This window comes from Ruegeria sp. CG11 (genome assembly GCF_056537245.1).
Map to the genome: position 1 here is coordinate 123,851 of NZ_JBQFRE010000004.1, position 22,067 is coordinate 145,917.

A 22,067-nucleotide genomic window follows, 5' to 3' on the forward strand; every position below is an offset into this window, starting at 1 on the left:
CGGCTTTGTTGAACAAATCGAAGTTCGAGCGGACCTCCTCCTCCCCAAGCGGACCTATCCTACGGGGTCTGTGACGGATATGCCAAGAGCTGTGTAGCGGTCGAGTACCGCGATCCGGACCTGGATCTCAGCGACCTGCTGGTCGATATCTCGGGCCATGAGGCCTTGGCCATGGAGTTTGACGCAGTTCATTTTCGCCTCTGCGCGGTTTCGGCGATAACATCTGGTCAGCTTTCGCCACAATGCTCGCCTAAGATACTTGCAGGCTCTTACGGCTTCGTTTCGCACGACAGCGCCTGCCATGATTGGTTTCCACAGTTGGGCATTTTTGCGCGGCGGGATGATAGCGACGGCTCCTCGAGCGGCAATCAAATTGTGACATTTGCGTGTGTCGTACGCACCATCAGCGGAAACGGTGGCGGCGCCTTGATCGGGTGGGATCTGGTCAAGCAGGTCAGGGAGCATGGGGGCATCACCGACCTTGCTTGTCGTGACCTTGACTATCCGGATCTCTAACTTTTCCTCGTCCATGCTCAGATGGAGCTTGCGCCAAAGGCGCTTTTTGCTCCCGCCGTGCTTACGGGCGTTCCACTCCCCTTCGCCCTCAGCTTTGATACCGGTCGCATCGATCAACAGATGCAGCGCCCCGCCCAGACCCACCACGGTATGGGATGGAGACATGCAACGTCCTTTGGCGAAGACACAGGGTACTGAAGTCCGGCACTTTCCAATCGAGGTCTGCCAGCAGCAGCAGGCTTTCGACGAATCTAGCCGTCTGGCGAAGGGGCGTGCCGAACAGTACTTTCATCGCAAAGCAAACCTGTATCGCTGCGTCGCTGAATTTACGCTAGCGGCCGCGCTTGCTGGTTGCGGGCGGACACCATTCCATCTCAGGATCAAACCAAATCGACAGCGAACCGCGCTGCTTCAGCGCCGTGTTCTCCGACGGCCAGTTCCTGGTCTTGTACTTTGTAGAGGACCACCTACTGATGCCAACCAGCCATCACCTGAGATTCAAACAGTGAATCCCTTGGCGCATTTGTGCAACATAGCCTCACCCATGGCCTCAGAAGAGGCTCAAACCAACATCAATCATACATTCAACTAAGATACTTCAGCGTACCTTGAGAAAAGGGTTTGCCAAACCACCAAAGATGACGGGTTTCTTTCGGGAACCAATCTGTATGCCATTCCGGGGGGCCGATCCGGCGGTCGCGTCATTCAGACACCTTCGCCCCGCCGGTCTTGCGGTTGCCTGCGGCGCGGATACGATCGGCGATGCTTTGCGTCCGCTCCGGCTGTTCGCCCTGTATTTCAAGGGTTTCAACGCTATCTGCCTCCAGTCGGAATGTCGCACGCATGGGCAAGAGACCATCCACCACCATCATGTTCTGCTCTGAAGGATCGATGGTCAGCTTTCCGGTCAGTCGGACCGGCTCGTGGACATAGCTGGGCGCCCAGTCCTCATTCAGCTGCACCCGGATCATCTGATTGGGCGGCGGCGGCGGCATGTGGCTGCACATCCCACGCTGAGGCACCAGATAAGCTATGGCATTGCCATCCGCATCGGGTGGCGCCGGAATGGCAAACCCTGCCAGCGTCACAGTCTGACCGTCGAATTCGGGGTTTCCTGCAGTCCCGGCCCGCTCTCGGTTCTGGGCCACGACATGCCGCTGGTCCAGCAGCCAGTCGATATCGATTCCATCCGACGCCAGGGCGTCCTCAGTCTCAACCAAAAGCTCCTGCCATTTCAGCCGTTCTTCGGGGCTGCCCACATCCTGATGCAGCCTGCCGCGCAGGCGTACGGCGAAAAGCACGTCGTCGAACTGTTCGGGGCTTAGATCGCGATACGGGTCGTCGAAGACCTGAACGGACGGATCCGGCAGATCGGACCAATCCAACGCAACCCCCTGGGCTACAGCTGCAGATTGGCCGCACAGGACCAACGCCAGAATCGTCGCAAGGGGAAGCCAATATCGCATGGTTGGACTCTATCGCTCTGCCCGGATCATTCCAGTGGGTTTCTGCAGATGTCGTCTTTGCAGGGCGCTCGGTCGCTGTAGGGCTGCGCCGGAAAACAAACCTCCAAGAATCAAATTTATGATTGACGCATCGGGCCATCTCGGGCAGTCAATCTGGTGATGGTTCCCCCAAAAAGGGGATGAAAAGGGAATACGGTGCGGCCCTGTCAATTGGCCAACTCCGTGACTGCCCCCGCAACTGTAAGCGGTGAGCGACGCCATACACCCACTGGCCTTTTGGGCCGGGAAGGATGGCCAAGCATCGACCCGCAAGTCAGGAGACCTGCCATCATATGTTCAACCAACCCGGGGCGGGGCGTCCTGGAAGGAGGCTATGATGACACGTCTGACACGTGTTCCTATGATTGGCACCTTCTCTGCGCGTTTGAAAACGAGCGGAGCGGGCAATGCCGGAAACACCTGATCATTTCCTTCTGATCTGCGAGACCTGCAAGGGGCCAGAGAATGCTGATGCCTTGCGCACCGCGTTGGAGGGCAATCTGCCTGCGGGCTTTGCGGTGAGGACTGTCGATTGCATGGCGGGATGCGAAAGGCCGACAACTGTTGGATTTCAGGCTGTTGGCAAAGCGCAGTACCTGTTCGGTGATATTCAATCAGAACGCGACATCAACGCAGTTGCCGAGTTTGCACGGCAATTCCACGACAGCGCCGACGGCTGGACCAATGCCACCGACCGTCCGCGCGCATTGTTCACCAAAACCCTGTCCCGTATGCCCTGCCTGAACGTGGAGGAGCACCCATGACAAACCCCGCGTTTCTGGTCGCACGTGACCTGGAGTACTTTGCGCTCAACGGCGACGCCCTGCTGCAGGGCGCTTCGTTCGAACTGGACAAGGGCGCAATCCTGGCCATTGCCGGGCCGAACGGGGCAGGGAAAACAACGCTTCTGAACCTTCTGTGCGGTGCTGCCGAGATGGTTCTGGGGGATGTCCTGATCAACGGGCGCAGCCTTAAACAGATGTCCGCATCAGAACGCGCGCGCATGATCGCCGTGGTCAGCCAGCAAGAGTTTCCCGACGGTCGGTTGCTGCTGCGCGATTACGTTGCGCTGGGTCAGATCCCGATCCGCTCCGACCGATCTGCTGATGCTCACGCGGCCGAGCTTGACCGGATACTGGACTTGACCGGGCTGGGTGCGTTGGCAGGCAAACGGATGGCCCTTCTGTCCGGCGGCGAGCGTCAGCGGGCCCATATCGCGCGGGCGCTGGCGCAGAACCCGTCGCTGCTGTTCCTGGATGAGCCCACCAACCATCTGGACCCGGACGCCAAGGGCCGGATGCTGTCGCTGGTAGCCGAACTGGGCATCACCGTGGTCATGATCGTGCACGACCTGGTCATGATCCCCGAATTCGCCACCCATGTGGCACTAATGAAATCCACGCGCCTAACCAGCTTTGGCCCTGTGGCCGAGGTTCTGACGCCCGCGCATGTGCGCGACACGTTCGGCGTCGACTACCTGTGTTTCCAGCATGAAGGCCGAGTGATCCCGGCCCTGGATATCCGAAGAACACCCGTTTCAAACTAAAGCAAGGAAACTCCCCCCAATGAAACAAATCTGGTCTGCGGCCCTGATCACCGCCTTCGCAGGCGGCGCCTTTGCACATGAGGTGACGGTCGACAATTGCGGCGCGCCACTGGTTTTTGAGACTCAGCCCGAACGGTTGGTCGTGCATGACATGAACATGACCGACATGGCTTTTGCGCTGGGCCTGCAGGACAAGATTGTGGGCCTGACAGGCATCACCGGCTGGTACAAGACCAGCCCCGAATTCGACACGCTGCGCGGCGACATCCCCGAGCTTGCGCCGAAATACCCGACCGTTGAAAACCTCGTCGCGGTCGAACCCGACCTGTTCTTTGCCGGTTGGTATTACGGCATGAAACCCGGTGGCGATGTGACGCCCGACACGCTTGAGCCCTTTGGCATCAAGACCATGATCCTGACCGAAAGCTGCGTGCATCTGGACAAGGAACGCCCCGAGGCCAGCATGGACCTGCTGTTCGACGACGTGCTGCGTCTGGGCAAGGTGATGCATGTCGACGACAAGGCCGAGGCGCTGGTGGACAGCTGGAAACAGGAACTCGCTGCGATCGAAGCGCAGACCACCGATCTGGCCAAACCCCGTGTCTTCCTACTGGACGGCCCGGCGGACGCGCCCTTCACCGCTGGCAAATTCGCCATCCCCGACGCGATGATCGCAGCTGCGGGCGGTGAGAACGTCACCCATGACATGGACACCAGCTGGGGCCGTACCTCGTGGGAGGCCGTTGCCGCCGCAAACCCGGAATTCCTGGTGCTGCTGGACTATCAGACCGGCAATGGCGCAGCGGATACGTTCAAGTTCCTGCAGGACCATCCGGTGATGTCGCAGACCGACGCTGTCAAGAACGAGCGCTGGATCGGCCTGCGCTACGAGGAGCTGACCCCCGGACCGGCAAATATCGAGGCGATCTCGAAAATGGCCCAAGCCATGCACCCGGGCCTCAACTGAAATGGGCCGATTGGGCCTTGTGTTGATTTTGGGGGCGGTCATTCTGGCCGCCCTCTTGCTGATTTCGATCGTCTACGGCACCACGCCCATCCCCGCGCAGGATGCGTTTGACGCGGTGTTGCTGGGCACGGGTCTGACGGATGGGGACATGTCCCCCCTGCACCGGATCGTGTTCGACCTGCGCCTGCCCCGCGCCCTGTTCGCGGCCGTCATTGGCGCCGGGCTGGGTATTGTTGGCGTGGTTCTGCAAACCACGACGCGCAACGATCTGGCGGACCCTTTTCTTTTCGGCCTGTCCTCGGGCGCAGCCGCCGGAGCCGTATTCGTCATAACTGTGACCGGAGATATTCTGGGGTTCTGGACCCTGCCGCTGGCGGCGTTCTGCGGTGGCCTTGTGGCCTCGGGCATTGTGCTGGCTCTGGTGCATGGGCTGCGCACAAGCGCACCGGAAAAACTGATCCTGGCCGGTTTGGCAGTGTCTTTCCTGTTCTCAGCCATCACCAATTACCTGATCTTCGCAGGCGACAGCCGCGCCGCGCATTCGGTCATCTTCTGGATGCTGGGCGGGCTGGGTCTGGCCCGGTGGGAGACCTTCCCGCTGGTCTGCGCCGGACTACTGCTGATCCTGTCCTATTCGCTGTATCGCAGCCGCTGGCTGGATGCCCTGCTGACCGGAGACCTGACCGCCGCAACGCTGGGCGTGCCTGTTCAGGGGCTGCGATTCAGCATGTTCTTTGCCGCGGCGCTTGCCACCGCCGTTTTTGTCTCGGTCGCGGGGGTGATCGGCTTTGTCGGCCTGATGGTGCCGCATATCGCCCGCGGTATCGCCGGACCGCTGCACAACCGGCTTCTGCCCACCGCCGCAATCGTGGGGGCTGCCTTGCTGACGGGGTCAGACATCCTCAGCAGGCTTCTTCTGGCACCACAGGAATTGCCGGTGGGGATCGTGACGACCTCGATCGGTTCGGTGTTTGTGTTTCTGCTGCTATTCAGGACCGCGCGGGCTCGGCACTAGAGCCAGACATCAACCCCTCTTCGGCCCATTGTCTTGCCACCGGGGCAGAAACCCCCAACAGATCGATCGCACGGCCTGCAATCTGGGTGACGATTTCCGACACGCATTGCGGTTTCAGATAGAAGGCCGGAACCGGCGGCAGAACAATCGCGCCCATCTCGGTAACCGTCGTCATGTTCCGAAGATGCACCAATGTCAGCGGCGCTTCACGGGTCAACAGAACCAGACGTCTGCGTTCCTTGAGCTGAACGCTGGCGGCGCGGGTCAGCAGGTTGTCGTCCAGACCATGTGCAATGGCCGCCAAAGATCGCATGGAACAAGGCGCGACGATCATTCCGGAGACCGGGACCGACCCTGAGGCGATACTGGCACCAATGTTGCTGATGGAATGATGGCGGGTGGCCAATCCCCTGAGGGTATCAAACGCATCGCCCCCACATTCTTCAAGCAGCGTGCGCCTTGCCGCGTCGCTGGTGACAAGGTCGATCTCAACACCCAGATCCGACAACTGCCGAGCCACCGACAGCCCGAGCGCTGCACCCGACGCTCCGGCCACGCCCAATATCACACGGTGTTGGCTCACGACGCTGCTCCCCCCATCAGGCGCGAAACAAGATTGGCGGCAAACTCCGCGTCCTTGTCTGCCGTTTTCATCACGGTTCCCCATTCCCGGCTGGTTTCGCTTTCGATCTTGGTCGTAGCATCGATGCCCATTTTTCCGGACAGCCCCGGTTGCGGAGAGGCAAAATCCAGATAGTCCATCGGCGTGTTTTCCAGCGTCAGCACATCCCGACCCGGGTCCATGCGCGTGGCAAGCGCCCAGGCGATGTCATCCCAGTTTGCGGGGTCGATATCGTCATCCACCACCACGATCATCTTGGTATAGCTGAATTGCGGCAGCATCCCCCACAGCGCCATCATCACCCGCCGCGCCTGACCGGGATAGCGTTTGTCGATGCTGACAACGGCCATGCGGTACGAGCACGCAGCGGGCGGCAGCCACAGATCGCGGACCTCGGGTATCTGAGCGCGAATGGTGGGCAGCGCGAGGCGGTTGAAAACCTCGCCAATGATCGCGGGCTCATCCGGCGGGCGTCCGGTATAAGTGGACAGGTACAGTGGGTCTTGTCGATGGGTCACGGCCGTGACCTGCATGACCGGGAAAGGCTCGGCCCGATTGTAGTATCCGGTGTGATCCCCGAACGGCCCCTCGGGTGCGGTTTCGGTGGGGGAAACCCAACCTTCAAGGATGATCTCGGCCTCGGCCGGAACCATCAAGGGCACCGACTTGGCGGCCACCATGCGGGGACGGGCGCCGTTTAGCGCGCCCGCAAAGGTCATTTCCGACACGGTCTCGGGCAAAGGCAGCGCGGCCGACAACAGCGTGGCTGGGTCCGCCCCCAGAACGATGGCGACGGGAGTTTTTTCCCCGCGTTTCGCCCAGCTCCGGTGATGGGCCGCGCCGCCGCGATGGGGCAGCCAACGCATGATCAGCTTGTCCCGGTCCAAGACCTGTGCGCGGTAGATGCCCGCATTATAGGATGTGACATTGCCCGCCTCAGACCCATGCGGTCGGGTGATGACCACCGGCCAGGTCACAAGCGGCGCCGCATCGCCCGGCCAATGCGTTTGCACCGGGATGGCGGCCAGATCGATATCCGACCCTTCCAGCACGACCTGCTGGCTGGGGCCGGACTTTGTGATCTTGGGCCGCGTCGCCAGAGCGGCCTTCAACATTGGCCAGCGCGACAGGGCATCCCGCAACCCGTCCGGAGGCGTCGGGGTTTTGAGCGCGGCAAGAAACGCGCCCATCTCGTCCAGCTCCTCCGGTTTGATCCCAAGCCCGGCGCACACGCGTTCGGTGGTCCCGAACAGGTTCGCGACAACCGGCATTATTGAAGGTATACCTCCGTCCAACACCGGAAAATCGAACCGCAACACCGGGCCAGCCCGTTCCAGCACGTTGCGGTGAACCGCCGTCATCTGGTGAAGAACAGAGACGGGTTCCGATACTGTCAGCAACTGATTGGTGTCCCCGCACCAGTCAAGGAAACTGCGCAGGCTGGGGAAAGAGGGCAACGATCGCACGAGAGATCCTGTTCAAGAAAGCCCGGCCTGCCTATCAGCGAAAATCCACCTCGAAATTGACAATCGTCAACTTGCGACAGCGTGCAACCCCTTATGTCTGCCCGGCAAGAGACATGTCGACCGTGCCAAAGGAGCCCTGCTTGTCCCAATCGCCCGCTATGATTCCGCGCTTTCCGCAGGTGGCCACCTTTCCGATGCGCGTTTTGCCGTTCACCCCCTTGTCGGCCATCCTGTCCGCCTTTTCCCGCAAAATCGCCCAAAAGCACCCGGGCATGTTCCGCCGGCTGGGTGAGTATGATCACACGCGATTTATCCTTGATCCGACCGACCTGCCTTTTGTGATCTGTCTTGATCCGAACGGCGGCAACCCGCGGGTGACGGTCACGCGCGGCCGCGGCGACGGTGCTGCACGGATCGCCGGACCGCTGGCCGCCCTTTTGGGGCTTGTTCACGGCGCCTATGACGGGGACGCACTGTTCTTTTCCCGCGATCTGGTGATCGAAGGCGATACGGCCGCGGCGCTGGCCCTGCGCAACGCTGTCGATGATGCCGAGCTGGACTTTGCCCAGGAACTCTCGGACCTGTCCGGCCCCTTGGCGCATTCCATGCAGAGGGTTCTTGCACTGATCGAGCGAAGAACCGGCGTTAACCTGAGCAGACCTGAAGAGGCAGAACTATGGTAATGGAAATTGTCTGCCCCGCCGGCACCCCCGCCGCGTTGCGTGCAGCAGTAAAGGCGGGCGCGCACACGGTTTACTGCGGCTTTGCCGATGAAACCAACGCCCGGAACTTTCCCGGCCTGAACTTCGACCGCGCGGAAATGCGCGAGGGCGTGGCCTTTGCCCATCAGCACGGGGCCAAGGTTCTGGTCGCCATCAACACTTTTCCGCGCGCCGGGCATGAGGCCATCTGGCACAGTGCCGTCGCGGATGCGGAAACCTGCGGCGCCGATGCGGTGATCCTGGCCGATGCTGGCCTTCTGGCGCATACCGCGCGCCACCATCCCGGCCTGCGCCGTCACCTCTCGGTCCAGGCTGCCGCCGCCAATGCGGATGTCATCAACTACTACGCCGAGACCTTTGGCGTGAAACGTGTGGTGCTGCCGCGCGTGCTCTCGGTGCCGGAAATCGCCGCGATCAACGCCGAAACCGAGGTCGAGACCGAGGTGTTCGTCTTTGGCGGCCTGTGTGTGATGGCCGAGGGCCGCTGTTCACTCTCGTCTTATGCCACCGGCAAATCGCCCAACATGAACGGAGTCTGCTCTCCGGCAAGTCATGTTGAATACCGTGAGGAAAACGGGGTGCTGGATGCGCGGCTGGGCGGCTACATCATTCACCGCGTAAACAAGGGCGAAGCCGCCCCTTATCCGACCCTGTGCAAAGGCTGCTTCAGCGCGGGTGAGAAAACCGGCCATCTGTTCGAAGACCCGGTCAGCCTGAACGCCGAGAAGCTGATCCCGCAGTTGCAAAAGGCAGGCGTCACCGCGCTCAAGATCGAAGGCCGCCAGCGGTCGCGTTCCTACGTCGCACAGGTGGTGCGCAACTTCCGCGCCGCCGTGGATGCGCTGGACGCGGGCCGCCCATTGCCCGAGGGCATGTTGGCCCGTTTGTCCGAGGGTCAGGCCATGACCACTGGCGCCTACAAGAAAACCTGGAGATAAGCCATGGATCTCACCGCTGGGCCGACCCAGTTCTTCTGGTCCAAAGACCGTTGGCTGGAGTTTCACACCTCACTGGCCGATACGCCTGTTACCCGCGTTGTTCTGGGCGAACTGGTCTGTTCCAAACGCCTGCCGTTTTATCAGGAGCATATCGCCGAGGCGATCGACACGCTGCAAAACGCGGGCAAAGAGGTCGCCCTGACCAGCCTGGCGCTGGTCACCCTGAAACGCGAGCGCAAGCTGACCGCCGATCTTGTCGACATGGGACTGCCGATCGAGGTCAACGACCTTTCCGCTCTGCCCCATCTTCCCAAGGGCACGCCGTTCTGGGTTGGCCCGCTGGTCAATGTCTACAACGAAGGCACGCTGACATGGCTTGCCTCGCTTGGGGCCACGCGGGTCTGCCTGCCGCCCGAGCTGCCGTTGGAAAGCGTTGAGGTGCTGGCCAAAACCGCCGCTGATCTCGGCGTTGCTGTCGAGGTCTGGGGGCATGGCCGCCTGCCCCTGGCGATCTCGGGCCGCTGCTATCACGCACGCATGCACGGTCGCACCAAAGACAACTGTCAATTTGCCTGCGAAGACGATCCGGACGGGCTGGAGGTCAAGACGCTGGAAGGTCAGCCGTTCATGACCATGAACGGCGTGCAGACCCTGTCGGACACCCACGCCGCTGCCGTTTACCAGACTGACACGCTGGCGCGCGCAGGCGTCGCCGCCCTGCGCCTTTCACCGCAATCACAGGGCTTCCCTGCCATCTGCGCAGCCTATCACGCCCTTCTGCAAGGAGATGCTACGGCACAAACAACAGCCGCAGAGCTTCAATCTCTCACGCCGGACGCCCGCTTTTCCGATGGGTTCCTGCAAGGCGCATGTGGTGCGGACTGGTCCGCCGACCGGGCCGTCCCTGCCGAGTGACCTCGCAATCGTTCTGGGCCGCGCCCTATCGCCCCATGTTCAGCGGCGCGGCGCTTTGGGCGCTGATCTGTATCGGGTGGTGGCCATTGGGCGTGCGTCTGGGCCTGCCCGCCCCGGCGTTCGAGCCAAACGTGCTGTGGCATGTGCATGAGCTGCTGTTCGGCTTTGCCGCGCTGGCTGTCGGCGGCTACCTGCTGACCGCCCTGCCCAACTGGGTGGCCAAGCCCCCTGAACAGGGTTTGATTTTGAAACTACTGATGGGGTTTTGGGCCCTGGGCCGTCTTACAACGGCCATGGCTGATCGCCTCCCCCTCAGCCTGATCCTGATCTGTAACGGGCTCTATTTCATCGCGTTGTTTGGCCTGCTGATATGGCGCATCGCGACCGCAGGCGCTTATGTCAAAACCCCGTTTGCCTTCGCAATGCTGGCTCTGGGTCTGGTCGAAGCCACGTACATGGCCCTCGCTATATCCGGTGATATCGCCGCCAGCCTGTCCCTTGCGCGTGCGGTGCTGATCGGCTTTGCCATCCTGATTGCCACCATCGGCGTTCGCGCCGTCCCGGCTTTCACCAACACCTGGCGTCAACAACAAAACCTGCCCGTGCTGGACTTGCCCTACAACGAAGGGCTGCGCGTGATCACCATCGCCATGTTGTGCTGCGGCGCCCTTGCCTTGTTTCTGGACGCCCCTGATTTAGCAAATGTCTTGTTGATCCTCGCCGCCCTTTCCCTGCTTGCCGCGATGCCCCGCTGGCGCAGCTTCGGCACATGGCGCAACCCGCTGCTCTTTGGCCTGCACGCGGCCTTTCTCTGGCTTCCCCTCGGGCTTTTGCTGATGGGGTCTTTGTGGTTTTACCCATCGGTCTACCCCATGCAAGACGCCCTGCACGCTCTCACCATTGGGGCGATATCCGGCATGATCATGGCCTTTACCGGCCGCGCTGCATCCCACACGTCTGAGGGTTCGCTACGCGCGCCGCGCAGCCTGAGTTTGGCCATGGTGTTTTTATGGTGCGCCATCGCAACCCGCCTAGGTGCGCCATTGATCGATGATCGCGAGCTTTTGGAGAACACCGCCGCCCTGATCTGGTGTGTCAGCTGGATGTGCTACCTGGTCGCTCTGCACCACGCGCTCCTGGGTCCAGCCGCCCGACCTGTGCTCAGCGGCAGAAATCCCAAGACCCGGAACATACCGACATACAAGGCAAGAAGATCAGAATAGGCCTTCTGCAATCCGTCTCACTATGTTTCCGCCGTGCAGGATTCGAACCTGCGTCCCACTGATTAAAAGAACGGCCAGAGCCATTTCGCTGTATTTCTCCGGATTTCGCCACATTGACAAAAATGAAGCAAAAACAGCAATTTACGTTGACTACCCTTGCGCCTTGAATTCATGACTTACTCCAGAATTCGCCGCCATTTGCTTCCGTATAGCTTCCGGAAGCAGGCCGGAAGCAGGCCGGAAGCAAGGAGTGTTCTGGATATGTTCAAACTGACCAAACGCGCTGTAGAGGGGCTTGCCGTTGAGGCTAAGGAATACCTTGTCTGGGACCGGGACATGCGCGGCTTGGGCCTGCGGGTCTACCCGTCCGGCAAAAAGACATATCTGGTCCAATACCGGGCCGGGCGACGGACGCGACGGATCACCATCGGCCAACATGGTGTTCTGACCGCCGAGGAGGCACGGACGCGGGCGAAGCAGCTTCTGGGCGATGTCGCGCGCGGGTCGGACCCTTCTGCCGAGAGACAGGCCAAACGGCGCGCGCCAACCGTAGCGGGTCTTTGTGATCGGTTTCTAGAGGAATATGTCGACCAACATTGCAAGCCGACAACCGCCCGCGACTATCACAGCGTCATTCGCCGGTTCATTCGCCCAAAGCTTGGCCCTATTCCGATTGCCGAAGTAACCCGTGCCGATGTGGTCGCGTTTCACCACGGGCTGCGTGAAACCCCCTATCAGGCCAACCGCGCGGCGGCCATGTTGTCGAAGCTGTTCAATCTGGCCGAGGATTGGGGATTGCGGCAACCCGGATCGAACCCCGCGCGCCGGATCAAGAAATTCCGTGAGGAAGAAAAGAAACGCTACCTGTCAGACGCGGAACAGATACGGCTTGGCGAAGTACTGGCAGAGGCGCTGGAAGACGGCACAGAGACGGTTTACGTGGTTTCGGCCCTCCTGCTGCTGATTTATACCGGATGCCGCCTCAGTGAGATTCTGACGCTGCGCTGGGACTATGTAACCTCGCACCATCTGGAACTGCCGGACAGCAAAACCGGACGTCGCCGTATTCCCCTGCCGAGGGAAGCCTATGACATCCTGATGGGTCTGCCCCGGCAACCGGGTAATCCCTACGTCATATTGGGCGAGTCTGAGACCGGACCGCTCAACAACCTGCAAAAGCCGTGGCGGCGTATATGTAAGGTCGCTGCATTGGACGACGTCCGTATACACGATCTCAGGCACACATACGCCTCAGTGGCGATGAAAGACGGGATCGACCCGTTCACCCTTAAGGAGATTATGGGCCACAAGAACCTGACCACGACCCTGCGCTATGCACATTTGGCAGATGATGCGGTGCAACGGGCAGCGGGATCGGTTGCAGCCCGTCTGGCACGCGCCGTGCGCAAGGACGTCCAGACCACCCCGTTACGGGTCGTTCAATAGCCTCACATTGCTGCGATCCATCGCTTTGGCAGTAAGGTCGCGAAGTGAGACTTGAGGGCGGGTATTTGGAGCGGGTGCCGTTAGGTAAGGTTGTACACCGAATCTCTGAACCTCAATCGCGTTGCCAAAAAACAACGCGCAACAGCCGAGTTCCTTTTTGACGCGAGAAAAAAAGGCACAAAAAGTCTTTGTAAAACAAACATGAAAATTGCCGCTTAAATTTTAGGCAAACAGAACGAAACCTTTAGTTTTTAAGATGAAACGCGTATTCAACACCAATTTATCCGCACACTTATCCACAGAAGTCGTGGATGTCTTACGTGTTGATTGAGGTCAGCAGCCATGTAAAACAAGTGATTCCAAGAATCTGGGTTACAGACCTGCATGATTCATCGTTGGAACTCCCCCGCAAATTATCGGAAGTGAACTTGGCTCGACTTGCTGGTTTCAGCGCCAATTTAGCTCGCGAGTCCGTTTGAGCAAAGCGCGCGGGATGTCACGTTGACTTAAGCTATTTGAACGACACGCAGCCGCGACACCACCAAGGGTTGTTAGACTCGACCACATGACATCGGGGCAAACTCGGAAGCCACGACGCGCCGCGTACAGATACACTTACTTAGGGGTCTCTCCTCCGGGTATACCCCGGGTAGGGCTAAATCCCTCTACCCGGGGTATACCCGGAGGAGGAGCAGGGCTCGGTAGTTGAATTAGGTTTGTTTCGGGCTGGTGTCGGAACCAGCCCCCAAGTATCTCGACAATCGCAACCCTGAATCCAACCTGTGAGAAGCGACGTTGACCACAAACATTGCCAAAGGCTCTTTCGACGTGAGCGAAGCGGGCCGAATGGAACGCGCATCGTCCTTGACTGAAGCAGACTTTGGCAAGCTTTGGAGAATCTGCGGACTGGCAGGGGCTACAGCCCCGATTTTGCTGAACAACTATGGCAAGCAGTATACTTCTACTTTCCGGGTCCAGACCGAATTTATGTAATTCCCGCAAAAGAACGCGCGCGTCTCTACGCCAAACTGGAAAAAACCATCGATAGTCTCCGATCTCAACTTGAGACAATTGACGTTCAATTGGTTAATGAAATTGATGATAGTGGCGAGCTCTATGAGCCCGAAGGGTTCGATACAAGTTTGCCTATAGACTACGGAGTTTTCACTTATGGCGGATATCTTCTTTACACCCTTCAAGATCAGTTAGAAGACTTCGCCAACATGGTTTCCCACGCGAAGAAACCCCATGAAAACCTTCGTGGAAAACCAAAGCAAAATGGCGGCTTAGAAACGACAATCGGTGATCTCAAAGCAATCTATGAAGGCTTTTCTGGGCGGACGGCTATGAAGGGCTACCGGTACGATGAATTGGATGAAGTTCGGCCCTACAAAGGTCCGTTCTTTGACTTCCTGCATACAGTGTTTTGGACTGTGAACGGGAGGAATTACCCAACTAGCAATACGATTGGCGACACCACCAGACGACTGTTTAACCTAAGAAAATAAGGTGATGGCATAATTGTCCCAAAACTTGGACAATTATGCCATTAGACCGTGAATCATCTTCGCTGCATTCTGCCTTCGATACCTTTAACCACAGTGAGGCGAAGATGCAGACACAACCTAATCCAGACTACTTTGATCAGTTGATCGACGAAAAAGCAGCGGCAGACTATCTTTGTTACTCTGTCCGCGCTCTGCAAAATTGGCGCGTGCGTGGCGGCGGTCCCTTGTTTATCAAAGTGTCCGGTCGGTCCGTTCGATACACCCGCCGCGACCTTCAAAAGTGGATTGCTGAAAAGCGCGTGGCGAACACCAGCACCGCACCTACCAATTAATCAAGTTTTGCCCGCGTAGAGTTGGCAGCGCTGCGCGGGATTTTGGGGCCGGATGGTTCCTGAGGGGCGCGAGGTCAATCGCCACCTCGCGCCCTTCCTTTGTCTGCCGCCTGATAATTCTCAACACAATGGAACAATCCAAATGAGCAACCAACCTGCCCACAAACTGAAACTGGGTCTTATCACAGCGACCATCTGGGATAATGATGGATTTTACTCCGTCGATGTAACCCGCTCTTACCGTGATAAAGATGGCGACTGGAAATCTACCACCAGCTTTTCGCACAGCGATTTGCTGAATGTCGCCAAATGCACCGAGCGAGCGGAAATTTGGATCGGACGGCAGATCAATAACCGCCAATGACCTGTGCCGGGCGTCCAGCCCGGCCCCAAAACAATAGCTGCCCCGCCAGAGGAACTATTGAAGGGAGCGCAAACGCCCACCCTTTTCCCAACCTCAAACAAAACAGCGCGGCGTTCGCCGAAAGAGGGGGGTGATTGTAGCACCTCCCTCTGGAAATACCGGAACCCAAGGAGACCCAAAATTGCAAGTTGTTCATCGCGGATTCGACACTATCGCACTTTCGATTCAAGCGAATATCTCTCAGGAGCTGTTCGACCTGCTGAGCACGGAACGGGAAAGAGCCGAAGAACAGCGGCATCCGGTTCCTTTTAGCTATGGCGGTGCCGACTTTGACCTCTTACCCCATGGTGGCAACGGGTATCGCTTTATTCTAAAAGGGGGACCTTTGGATGTGCATTGGTCCTTCAAGAAACCAAATGCACGCGACCCTTGGGGCATTCGGGTTTCTGTAGGGTCAACGCTACTTGCAACCCAAGGTCTGGGGTACGCCCGATCTTACGTTGATAAGACTCTAACACGGCTTGGAATCCGCTTTGAGTCGCATCAGGTTAGTATTGGTCGTGCGGATTTCTGCGTTGATATCCTCGCACCGGAATTTGAACTGGTTCCTGAAAACTTCGTCATTCACAGTCACACGAACCGCGCCGACTATCTTACTGCGCAAGAGGACATGCGCAGCAACGGAAAGTCTGGTCAGTTTACCTCCGTCACTGTCGGCAAAATGCCGGGGCGGCAAGTCATTGTCTATGACAAGCGCCGAGAAGTAATCGACAAGAAAAAGCCGATCTGGTGGGACATCTGGAACGCTAACCTTGAGCGGGACGGTTTTCCTCTATTGGACCCATCAGACGCGTCTCAGAGCCGTGTGTGGAGGATAGAAGTGCGAGCCGGGAAGGATTTACTCAAGGATCGTTGGCAGATCAGAACATGGCCCCAATTCGACGCCATGTTCGGCGATGTCATTGCCGAGGCACTAAAGAAGATACGGTACTGTGAACCTGATCCTGACGATGGAAACCGCGCCCGGTGGCAAAATCATGAAATCTGGAACTTGTTCGCCGGATCGTCAGAGGATGATCTACTGGAATTGCGCAGTTATGTGGATGCCACAAGCATTAAGCACGTACATCGCGCGGAGCATATTAGGTTGATATCGGCGCAAATTGCTGGCCTCGGGATTACGCTGGCTGCTCTGGAAGACACTCAAGAAACTGAGTTGGTTGATTTCATGGATAGCGTTGGAGGCAGGCTCGCAGAGAGCATAAAGGCTGATCCAGAGCGCGCTGCAAACAAGCTGCATGAAGCCAAGAACCGATATCGGTTCATAGCGTAGACCACTGACGAGCACCCGCCTTCCTTTGTGCTGTGTCTATTTGAGCATTTTTTGAACACTTGGTCGCCGTTGATCGTAAATTGGTTCTTTGCCTTCGCAGGAAGTCGAAGTGGCGACATTAGGATGTTGGAATTACTGACCTTGAAAGTCAGGTGGGTGGGTTAAGCTGTGGTTCACCCCAGAACCAAACGATGACATTGCTCAGCCGACGAACGACCCCGACGTGGGCGGGTTTTTGCTTCTGGAAAGGTGGCGGGTTGGAGAGAGGTTCGGAAGAACCTACATGTCTGGAAACAAGAAGCCATGACGCACTAGTGAACGTAAGGAATCCGACATGAAGAAGACAACAGTAGCTTGCCTGCTTGGTGGCGCATTGCTCTTGGCAGCATGTGGAGCCCCGACGACACCAACTCAGGCTCAAGCACAAAGCGATGCTCGGTGTGCTGCTGGCATTTTGGGAGGTGCAGCTGTTGGTGGCGTCCTAGGCAATCAGATTGGTGCAGGCTCGGGCAAAACCCTTGCAACGGCAGCTGGTGCTGGGCTTGGAATGTACGCAGGCCAATCGGCTTGTAACTGACGAAAAGACATAAACTGCAAAAAGAGAGGCGCTAGTGTGCCGAATGGAATCCCGCTCAGTGGCCAGCGGGCAGCGTCGCTAGGAGCCCTGAGCCGTCATTGCTGATCCAACAGGGCGCTGCGTACGCATTCGGCAGGTCGCAGCCCTAAGCGGACAATCACACCCAAGATTTGCGGTTTCTGAGATGTTAGCAAAGCCATCCTTTATTTAGGTTTTGGCGAGCGAACAACTGCCAACTATGAAGAATGTTGCGATCTTTGCGAGGCAGGCGACCAGTGGGGATTTCTAAGGGTTGCTTCACTCCGCACTCGGGTTACTCAGAATCTGATCAACACAAATTTTGATGTCAGCCACAGTGCTGCGATAAGCAGGGCGTAAGTCGAAACAATCCACACCGCAGCGTTTCCAACTGGTAGGCTTTTCATTTCCATGTGATGATGACCCACCGCTTGGTGCCCGCTATGACCTGCCATTCCATTGTGCTCTGGTGATGCATGCCCAAGTGCCGGGGCCGGGCCATCAGCACCGGGGAGCGTCATGCAGCCGTGCTTCAGGTGGTTCGCCACCAACCATCTGTTTATCGGAAATGCGATCACCGCTCCGACAACGGTTGCAAGACTCATGCGGAACCAGAATTGTGGGGTAAGCGGGTCCTCGGATCCCGGCCACGCCGCCGCAAGCAGGACCATTGTCGGGATCATTCCTGTCATGACCATGTTCATCGACACTGTTTCAGCAAAGAACGTCTTTCGCACGGCCTGTCTATAACTCCCGAACATCGGCATCATCATCAACGCCTGGAAAATAAACAAACCGGACACGAAGCCGAAGACGTATTCAACAACGATGTCCCATCCATTAGAAAGGCTCAGAAAATGGACCAGAATGGCGGCAAAAATTATGCCCGTAGCGTCACCTGCAACGCAGTGCATCTCGCTGTTAATTCCTTGTTTCCAAGTAACCCGAGTATATTGGTCGTGACCTCCTGGGAAAGGGCGACGACACGCAAGCAGGTAGAAAAATAAGCCAATCGGACCAGTGTAGAGCGTCACGAGAATCCAAGCTGCCCGCTGAACCCAACTTGTCACTCCATTGCTAATCGAGTCCCAGATGACAAAGCCAACGCTGGCACCCGTTAACAGAAACCACACGAGCATTGCGCCATTCAACACGTCAATTCCCCCGTTTTGCGGAAAGACCGCGGCCATCGAATTCAATTAATTGGTAATAAAGTCTTTTTCTCAGGGAGTATTCTATCTGCATCGATTGGGCCGACCATTGTTCCGCGCGACCTGATTGCCCCATCGCAGAAGGTTCACATTGCAATCGTCCCGGTCGATCTGAACTTCGATCAAGCAAAGACCGTTACGATCAATGGCCGTGTTGATGGCACTGTCCAACTCGCCTTCTGTTGTGACTTTGCACCCCCAGGCGTTGCCCTCCCCAGCGCTGAACACGTCGATCAAGCCAGCGTAGTTCCAATTTTTGATGGTGTTATAGGGGCCGTCGTGGATCTCAACTTCGATTGTGTAGCCGCCATTGTTTATCAGGAAGATAATCGGCTTCGCGTCGTACCGAATCATGGTCGAAATCTCTTGGGCGGTCAGTTGGAACGAACCGTCTCCAATGCACGAGATCAACCGACGCTCTTTATTCCCTAATGCATATCCCAACGACGCGCCGACAGACCAACCGATGGACCCATATTGCATTTGTATCTCAAACCGCGTGCCCTCGGGCAGGTTGGTCTCCATTCCATTGAACCAAGAGTCCCCTGTTTCAACGAGTAGCGTACTGTCCTTATCCAGCATCTTCTGAACACGTGCGAAGAGTTGGCGAACTGTCACCGGTGTGTCCGCTGCATTGGGTGCTGGTGCGCTTGGCTCTGTCCTGACACGCTCGAAAGCCGTAATGGCACCATTGTTTGGCGTCAGCTTGTCAGCCATCGCATCTAAAAACTCATCCATACGGACATTGCTGAAGTGAGTTTCACCTAACTGAATGGACGTTGGATGCACCATAACTGACTTGCCAGGATCAAAACCAAGTTGGTGACCTGTTGTGGTGTAATCGGTGAAAACAGGACCGACAAACAGCAATCCGTCTGCCGCATCGACAATTTCCCCGCAGCCCGGCGTGCTGACAGGCCCCCAGTAGATTCCCATGAAATTCGGGTTTGCTTCAGTCAAGAAACTCTTGGCATTTGGCATCGAAGCCAGCGCGTAGTCACAGGCGGCGGCAAGACTGTGCAAAGGGCGCTCTGCCTGACCTGCCCGCACCTTGCTTCCTGCAACAAGCACTGGCCGCTCCGCTGCATTCAGGAACTCTGATACTTGTGCCACCGCAGTCGCTAGCGTGTTTGGATCACTATTGGGCTGTCTAGCAAAACTGCGTGGCACAGGGGCAGATGTGGGCGCACCTGCTATGTTCGAGGCGATTTCGATGTAAACAGGTTTGCGCCGAAGCATTGCAGTGTCTATCGCCCTGTCAATTGCAACAGGTGCAAGCGAAGGGTGATGGATCGTGACGGCCTCAGCGGTAACACGAGCAAACATTTCGCGCTGGTAGTCATAGTCGACCTCGCCAAGTGTATGATGCAGGTATTCCCATTCGGCCTCAGAGTTTGTGTTCGGCCCCCCGGAAATCGCGATCATTGGAAGATCCTCGGCGTAAGCACCTGCCACGGCATTCAACAGGCTCAACCCTCCGACCGAGTAGGTTACTACCGCCGCTGACGGACCTCCTGTGGCGCGGGCATTTCCGTCTGCCGCATAACCGGCGTTAAGCTCGTTGCAGCAACTGATCATTTGCAGATCCCTGTTGCTAAGCAACTCATCCAGCAACACCAAATTGTAGTCTCCGGGAACCACAAAATAGTCCTTAATTCCAGCTTCTTGCAGTCTTTTTGCCAAATATGATCCGACGGTCCAGCGCTCAGTAGCCATGCCAATTTTCCAATTCAAGTTGTTCAATGAACTGGGCGCATCCTATTTGCCAAAGGCAGATTCACAAAACTGAGAATGCTGAGCGAATTTGCGAAACTGGATAGATGGAAGCTGAAAACTATTTCGTCCTAGATAGAAATTTCCGGTTTGGGCTCCGAGCCGCTGTTCTCTGCGGTACTCATAATTGACCGCTCGCAGCCTAGACGACCGGAATGTGCCGCTAACTAGACTTTGCAAAGTCTGCTTTCTGCACATGGCTGCCGTTGGTGAGGCCGGGTGCTGCTAACGCGGCGAAGGTCTGCTTGGTGGCCTTTTGACCTTTCGCGGGTTTTGTTTCCCTAGGGTCCCAAAGGTCGCGCGCGGCGATAACGAGTGCCGACAATCGTGCCGCTGTCTACCAATAGCTGCGCAGCGTTATAGTGATCCAATAGGCACACTTTAATCTATGTCGCAGTGCTTCCGTATTGCTTCCGGCAAGGCTTGCATGCCGTGGTGCGATCAATTTGATCCGACGTAACCATCTGTTTTTAAGTAAAAAAGTGGTGAGCCGTGCAGGATTCGAACCTGCGACCCACTGATTAAAAGTTAGTTCAAATGGCTTTTCTACGGTTTTCCATGCTGCTCCATAATAGTGTATAAACAACTGAAATACCTGTGTTTTTATTGATATTCACCCGCGCTCTCCTCATACTGTTTGTCACAAAGTACTACGCCCGGTGGTTGCTAGGTGGTTGCCGTGGCTGTTTTTGAGGAACGAGAGCCAATGAAATTGACTAAACGACAAATCGACAACGCCCCATGCGATGAGAACAAAGCACATTATCTTTGGGATGGCAGTTTAACTGGGTTCGGCGTCAAGCTGTTGCCCTCTGGTGCGAAACGATATGTCGTCAAATATCGCTCCTATGGAGGCGGGCGCAGCGCTAAACAGCGTTGGGTAACGCTTGGCACCCATGGGCACATCCCATTTGATCAAGCGAAAGAGCATGCCCGACAAATACTAGCGGCCGTGAAATGCGGCGCTGACCCGCAGGGTGAAAGACAAGCCATACGAGGTGCTCCAAAACTTGTGGATGCATGGGAGAAGTTCGAGCGTGAGGAACTGGCCAATAAGAAGCCCGCGACCATCCGAGACTATACCTCATGTTGGGAGCGGCACATTGGTCCGAGATTGGGCTGCACTAAAGCCGTAGATGTTACGAGGTCAGACGTCAGCCGCTTACATCAGTCGTTGAGTGATACGCCTTATCTGGCCAATCGGATGCTAGCCTTATTGTCGTCGCTGATGAACAGATGCGAAGCATGGGAGTGGCGAGAGCAAGGAACTAACCCGTGCCGCTATGTTAAAAAGTTTGAAGAGCAATCTCGGGAGCGGTTCTTGTCCGGCCCCGAACTGGAACGGCTCGGTAAAGCAATGCGCGATCTTGTAGACGAAGGTGCAATTTGGCCAGATGTGGCCAATCTAATCAGGCTCCTCTTGCTGACAGGTGCGCGAAGGAACGAAATCGCCACCTGTGAATGGGATTGGATCGATTGGGAGCGTCAGGTCATCTTTCTGCCCGATAGTAAAACTGGGGCGAAACCACTTTTCTTGGGAGACAACGCTATTAAAGTCCTAGACTCACAGAATGTAACTACGCGCGACCCAGATTCGATTTACGTGTTCCCTGGAAAGAAACAGAATTCACCGCTGGTCAACTTGTCAAAGCCTTGGAAGGTGATCTGCGCAGTGGCAGAATTGAAGGACATAAGGATACACGATCTTCGGCACACAGCTGCCAGCATTGCTGTCGGACAAGGGATTGCCTTGCCGATCATCGGACGCCTTCTTGGGCATACTCAAACCCAAACAACTGCTCGATATGCGCATGTTGACAGCGACCCCGCGATTGAAGCGGCAAATGCTATTGGAAATGCTGTCGGTAACTCTATCAGATAGGTGCAGCGCAATAACCTTACTGGTTCTTGCTTGGCCTCAGAGCTCGGTAGTTCACGAGCTAAATATAGCAAATGGCAGCTTTAAAACCAGCAAGAAACGCTGGACACACTCAACCTTTACCTGAAAGATGAACGTGTTACGGTCGTCTTAAGGGGTGCTAGGTTGACAGAATTATCAAAGTATAGCGC

Annotated in this window: 20 protein-coding genes, 1 pseudogene and 1 riboswitch; of the genes and pseudogenes, 15 read left to right on the forward strand and 6 right to left on the reverse strand. The window is 57.0% G+C overall.

Translation table 11 applies throughout. From position 1 onward, the window contains the following. Positions 1–54 precede the first annotated feature (54 nt). Both ACR0KW_RS11920 and ACR0KW_RS11925 read right to left on the reverse strand, forming a co-directional pair. Positions 55–991 (reverse strand): annotated as a pseudogene (locus ACR0KW_RS11920) (IS5 family transposase). Between the two features lie 226 nt (positions 992–1,217). Further along, positions 1,218–1,982, reverse strand: coding sequence for a DUF3299 domain-containing protein (locus tag ACR0KW_RS11925; RefSeq protein ID WP_480805184.1), 765 nt, complete (start codon positions 1,980–1,982; stop codon positions 1,218–1,220). Between the two features lie 143 nt (positions 1,983–2,125). Continuing rightward, a riboswitch (cobalamin riboswitch) is annotated at positions 2,126–2,326 on the forward strand. Positions 2,327–2,428: 102 nt separating this feature from the next. Here ACR0KW_RS11925 and ACR0KW_RS11930 point away from each other — a divergent pair. Genes ACR0KW_RS11930 through ACR0KW_RS11945 form a run of 4 tightly spaced genes read left to right on the forward strand, consistent with a single transcriptional unit; the run spans position 2,429 to position 5,549 of the window. Next, on the forward strand, positions 2,429–2,785 hold the full coding sequence (locus ACR0KW_RS11930) for a DUF1636 family protein (RefSeq protein WP_480805185.1): 357 nt from the start codon (positions 2,429–2,431) through the stop codon (positions 2,783–2,785). After that, complete coding sequence (locus tag ACR0KW_RS11935) at positions 2,782–3,567, forward strand: ABC transporter ATP-binding protein (protein WP_480805186.1); 786 nt, start codon at positions 2,782–2,784, stop codon at positions 3,565–3,567. The genes ACR0KW_RS11930 and ACR0KW_RS11935 overlap by 4 nt, the downstream gene beginning before the upstream one ends. Positions 3,568–3,586: 19 nt before the next feature. Next, positions 3,587–4,534, forward strand: coding sequence for an ABC transporter substrate-binding protein (locus tag ACR0KW_RS11940; RefSeq protein WP_480805187.1), 948 nt, complete (start codon positions 3,587–3,589; stop codon positions 4,532–4,534). A 1-nt stretch (position 4,535) separates the two neighbouring features. Next, positions 4,536–5,549, forward strand: a complete 1,014-nt coding sequence (locus ACR0KW_RS11945; protein WP_480805188.1) for a FecCD family ABC transporter permease — start codon at positions 4,536–4,538, stop codon at positions 5,547–5,549. On the opposite strand, the gene ACR0KW_RS11950 is transcribed toward ACR0KW_RS11945, so the two are convergent. Next, positions 5,524–6,132 carry a UbiX family flavin prenyltransferase gene (locus tag ACR0KW_RS11950; RefSeq protein WP_480805189.1) on the reverse strand — a complete coding sequence of 203 codons (609 nt, stop codon included), beginning with the start codon at positions 6,130–6,132 and terminating at the stop codon, positions 5,524–5,526. The genes ACR0KW_RS11945 and ACR0KW_RS11950 overlap by 26 nt on opposite strands. Next, positions 6,129–7,637 (reverse strand): UbiD family decarboxylase, encoded by a 1,509-nt coding sequence (locus tag ACR0KW_RS11955; RefSeq protein WP_480805190.1) that lies wholly within the window; start codon positions 7,635–7,637, stop codon positions 6,129–6,131. Before ACR0KW_RS11955 ends, ACR0KW_RS11950 begins: the two co-directional genes overlap by 4 nt. Positions 7,638–7,777: 140 nt before the next feature. On the opposite strand from ACR0KW_RS11955, the gene ubiT reads away from it, so the two are divergent. The 10 genes from ubiT to ACR0KW_RS12005 all read left to right on the forward strand — a co-directional run bounded on the left by ubiT (position 7,778) and on the right by ACR0KW_RS12005 (position 16,995). Next, positions 7,778–8,320, forward strand: a complete 543-nt coding sequence (gene ubiT, locus ACR0KW_RS11960; RefSeq protein WP_480805191.1) for a ubiquinone anaerobic biosynthesis accessory factor UbiT — start codon at positions 7,778–7,780, stop codon at positions 8,318–8,320. Further along, entirely contained in the window at positions 8,320–9,297 is a 978-nt protein-coding gene (gene ubiU / locus ACR0KW_RS11965) for a ubiquinone anaerobic biosynthesis protein UbiU (protein ID WP_480805361.1), read from the forward strand. Before ubiT ends, ubiU begins: the two co-directional genes overlap by 1 nt. A gap of 3 nt (positions 9,298–9,300) precedes the next feature. Further along, on the forward strand, positions 9,301–10,212 hold the full coding sequence (ubiV, locus tag ACR0KW_RS11970) for a ubiquinone anaerobic biosynthesis protein UbiV (RefSeq protein WP_480805192.1): 912 nt from the start codon (positions 9,301–9,303) through the stop codon (positions 10,210–10,212). Further along, positions 10,209–11,435 carry an NnrS family protein gene (locus tag ACR0KW_RS11975; RefSeq protein WP_480805193.1) on the forward strand — a complete coding sequence of 409 codons (1,227 nt, stop codon included), beginning with the start codon at positions 10,209–10,211 and terminating at the stop codon, positions 11,433–11,435. The genes ubiV and ACR0KW_RS11975 overlap by 4 nt, the downstream gene beginning before the upstream one ends. 261 nt (positions 11,436–11,696) lie before the next feature. Further along, positions 11,697–12,881 carry an integrase arm-type DNA-binding domain-containing protein gene (locus ACR0KW_RS11980; RefSeq protein ID WP_480805194.1) on the forward strand — a complete coding sequence of 395 codons (1,185 nt, stop codon included), beginning with the start codon at positions 11,697–11,699 and terminating at the stop codon, positions 12,879–12,881. An 890-nt stretch (positions 12,882–13,771) separates the two neighbouring features. Then, complete coding sequence (locus tag ACR0KW_RS11985) at positions 13,772–14,389, forward strand: hypothetical protein (RefSeq protein ID WP_480805195.1); 618 nt, start codon at positions 13,772–13,774, stop codon at positions 14,387–14,389. Between the two features lie 104 nt (positions 14,390–14,493). Next, positions 14,494–14,721, forward strand: a complete 228-nt coding sequence (locus ACR0KW_RS11990) for a helix-turn-helix transcriptional regulator (RefSeq protein ID WP_480805196.1) — start codon at positions 14,494–14,496, stop codon at positions 14,719–14,721. 142 nt (positions 14,722–14,863) lie between these two features. Next, positions 14,864–15,085: a PB1 domain-containing protein gene (locus ACR0KW_RS11995; RefSeq protein ID WP_480805197.1), complete on the forward strand. Its 222-nt coding sequence runs from the start codon at positions 14,864–14,866 to the stop codon at positions 15,083–15,085. A gap of 181 nt (positions 15,086–15,266) precedes the next feature. Further along, positions 15,267–16,418 carry a hypothetical protein gene (locus ACR0KW_RS12000; protein ID WP_480805198.1) on the forward strand — a complete coding sequence of 384 codons (1,152 nt, stop codon included), beginning with the start codon at positions 15,267–15,269 and terminating at the stop codon, positions 16,416–16,418. Between the two features lie 334 nt (positions 16,419–16,752). Continuing rightward, positions 16,753–16,995: a glycine zipper 2TM domain-containing protein gene (locus tag ACR0KW_RS12005; protein WP_480805199.1), complete on the forward strand. Its 243-nt coding sequence runs from the start codon at positions 16,753–16,755 to the stop codon at positions 16,993–16,995. A 317-nt stretch (positions 16,996–17,312) separates the two neighbouring features. Here ACR0KW_RS12005 and ACR0KW_RS12010 read toward each other — a convergent pair whose 3' ends face one another. Both ACR0KW_RS12010 and ACR0KW_RS12015 read right to left on the reverse strand, forming a co-directional pair. Beyond that, the gene (locus ACR0KW_RS12010; RefSeq protein ID WP_480805200.1) at positions 17,313–18,167 is read right to left on the reverse strand and encodes a DUF4396 domain-containing protein; all 855 of its coding nucleotides are present in this window, start codon (positions 18,165–18,167) and stop codon (positions 17,313–17,315) included. Between the two features lie 81 nt (positions 18,168–18,248). Further along, entirely contained in the window at positions 18,249–19,967 is a 1,719-nt protein-coding gene (locus ACR0KW_RS12015) for a thiamine pyrophosphate-binding protein (protein ID WP_480805201.1), read from the reverse strand. Between the two features lie 709 nt (positions 19,968–20,676). Between ACR0KW_RS12015 and ACR0KW_RS12020 the strand changes: the two genes are divergently transcribed. Beyond that, positions 20,677–21,879, forward strand: coding sequence for a tyrosine-type recombinase/integrase (locus ACR0KW_RS12020; RefSeq protein ID WP_480805202.1), 1,203 nt, complete (start codon positions 20,677–20,679; stop codon positions 21,877–21,879). Positions 21,880–22,067: the final 188 nt, after the last annotated feature.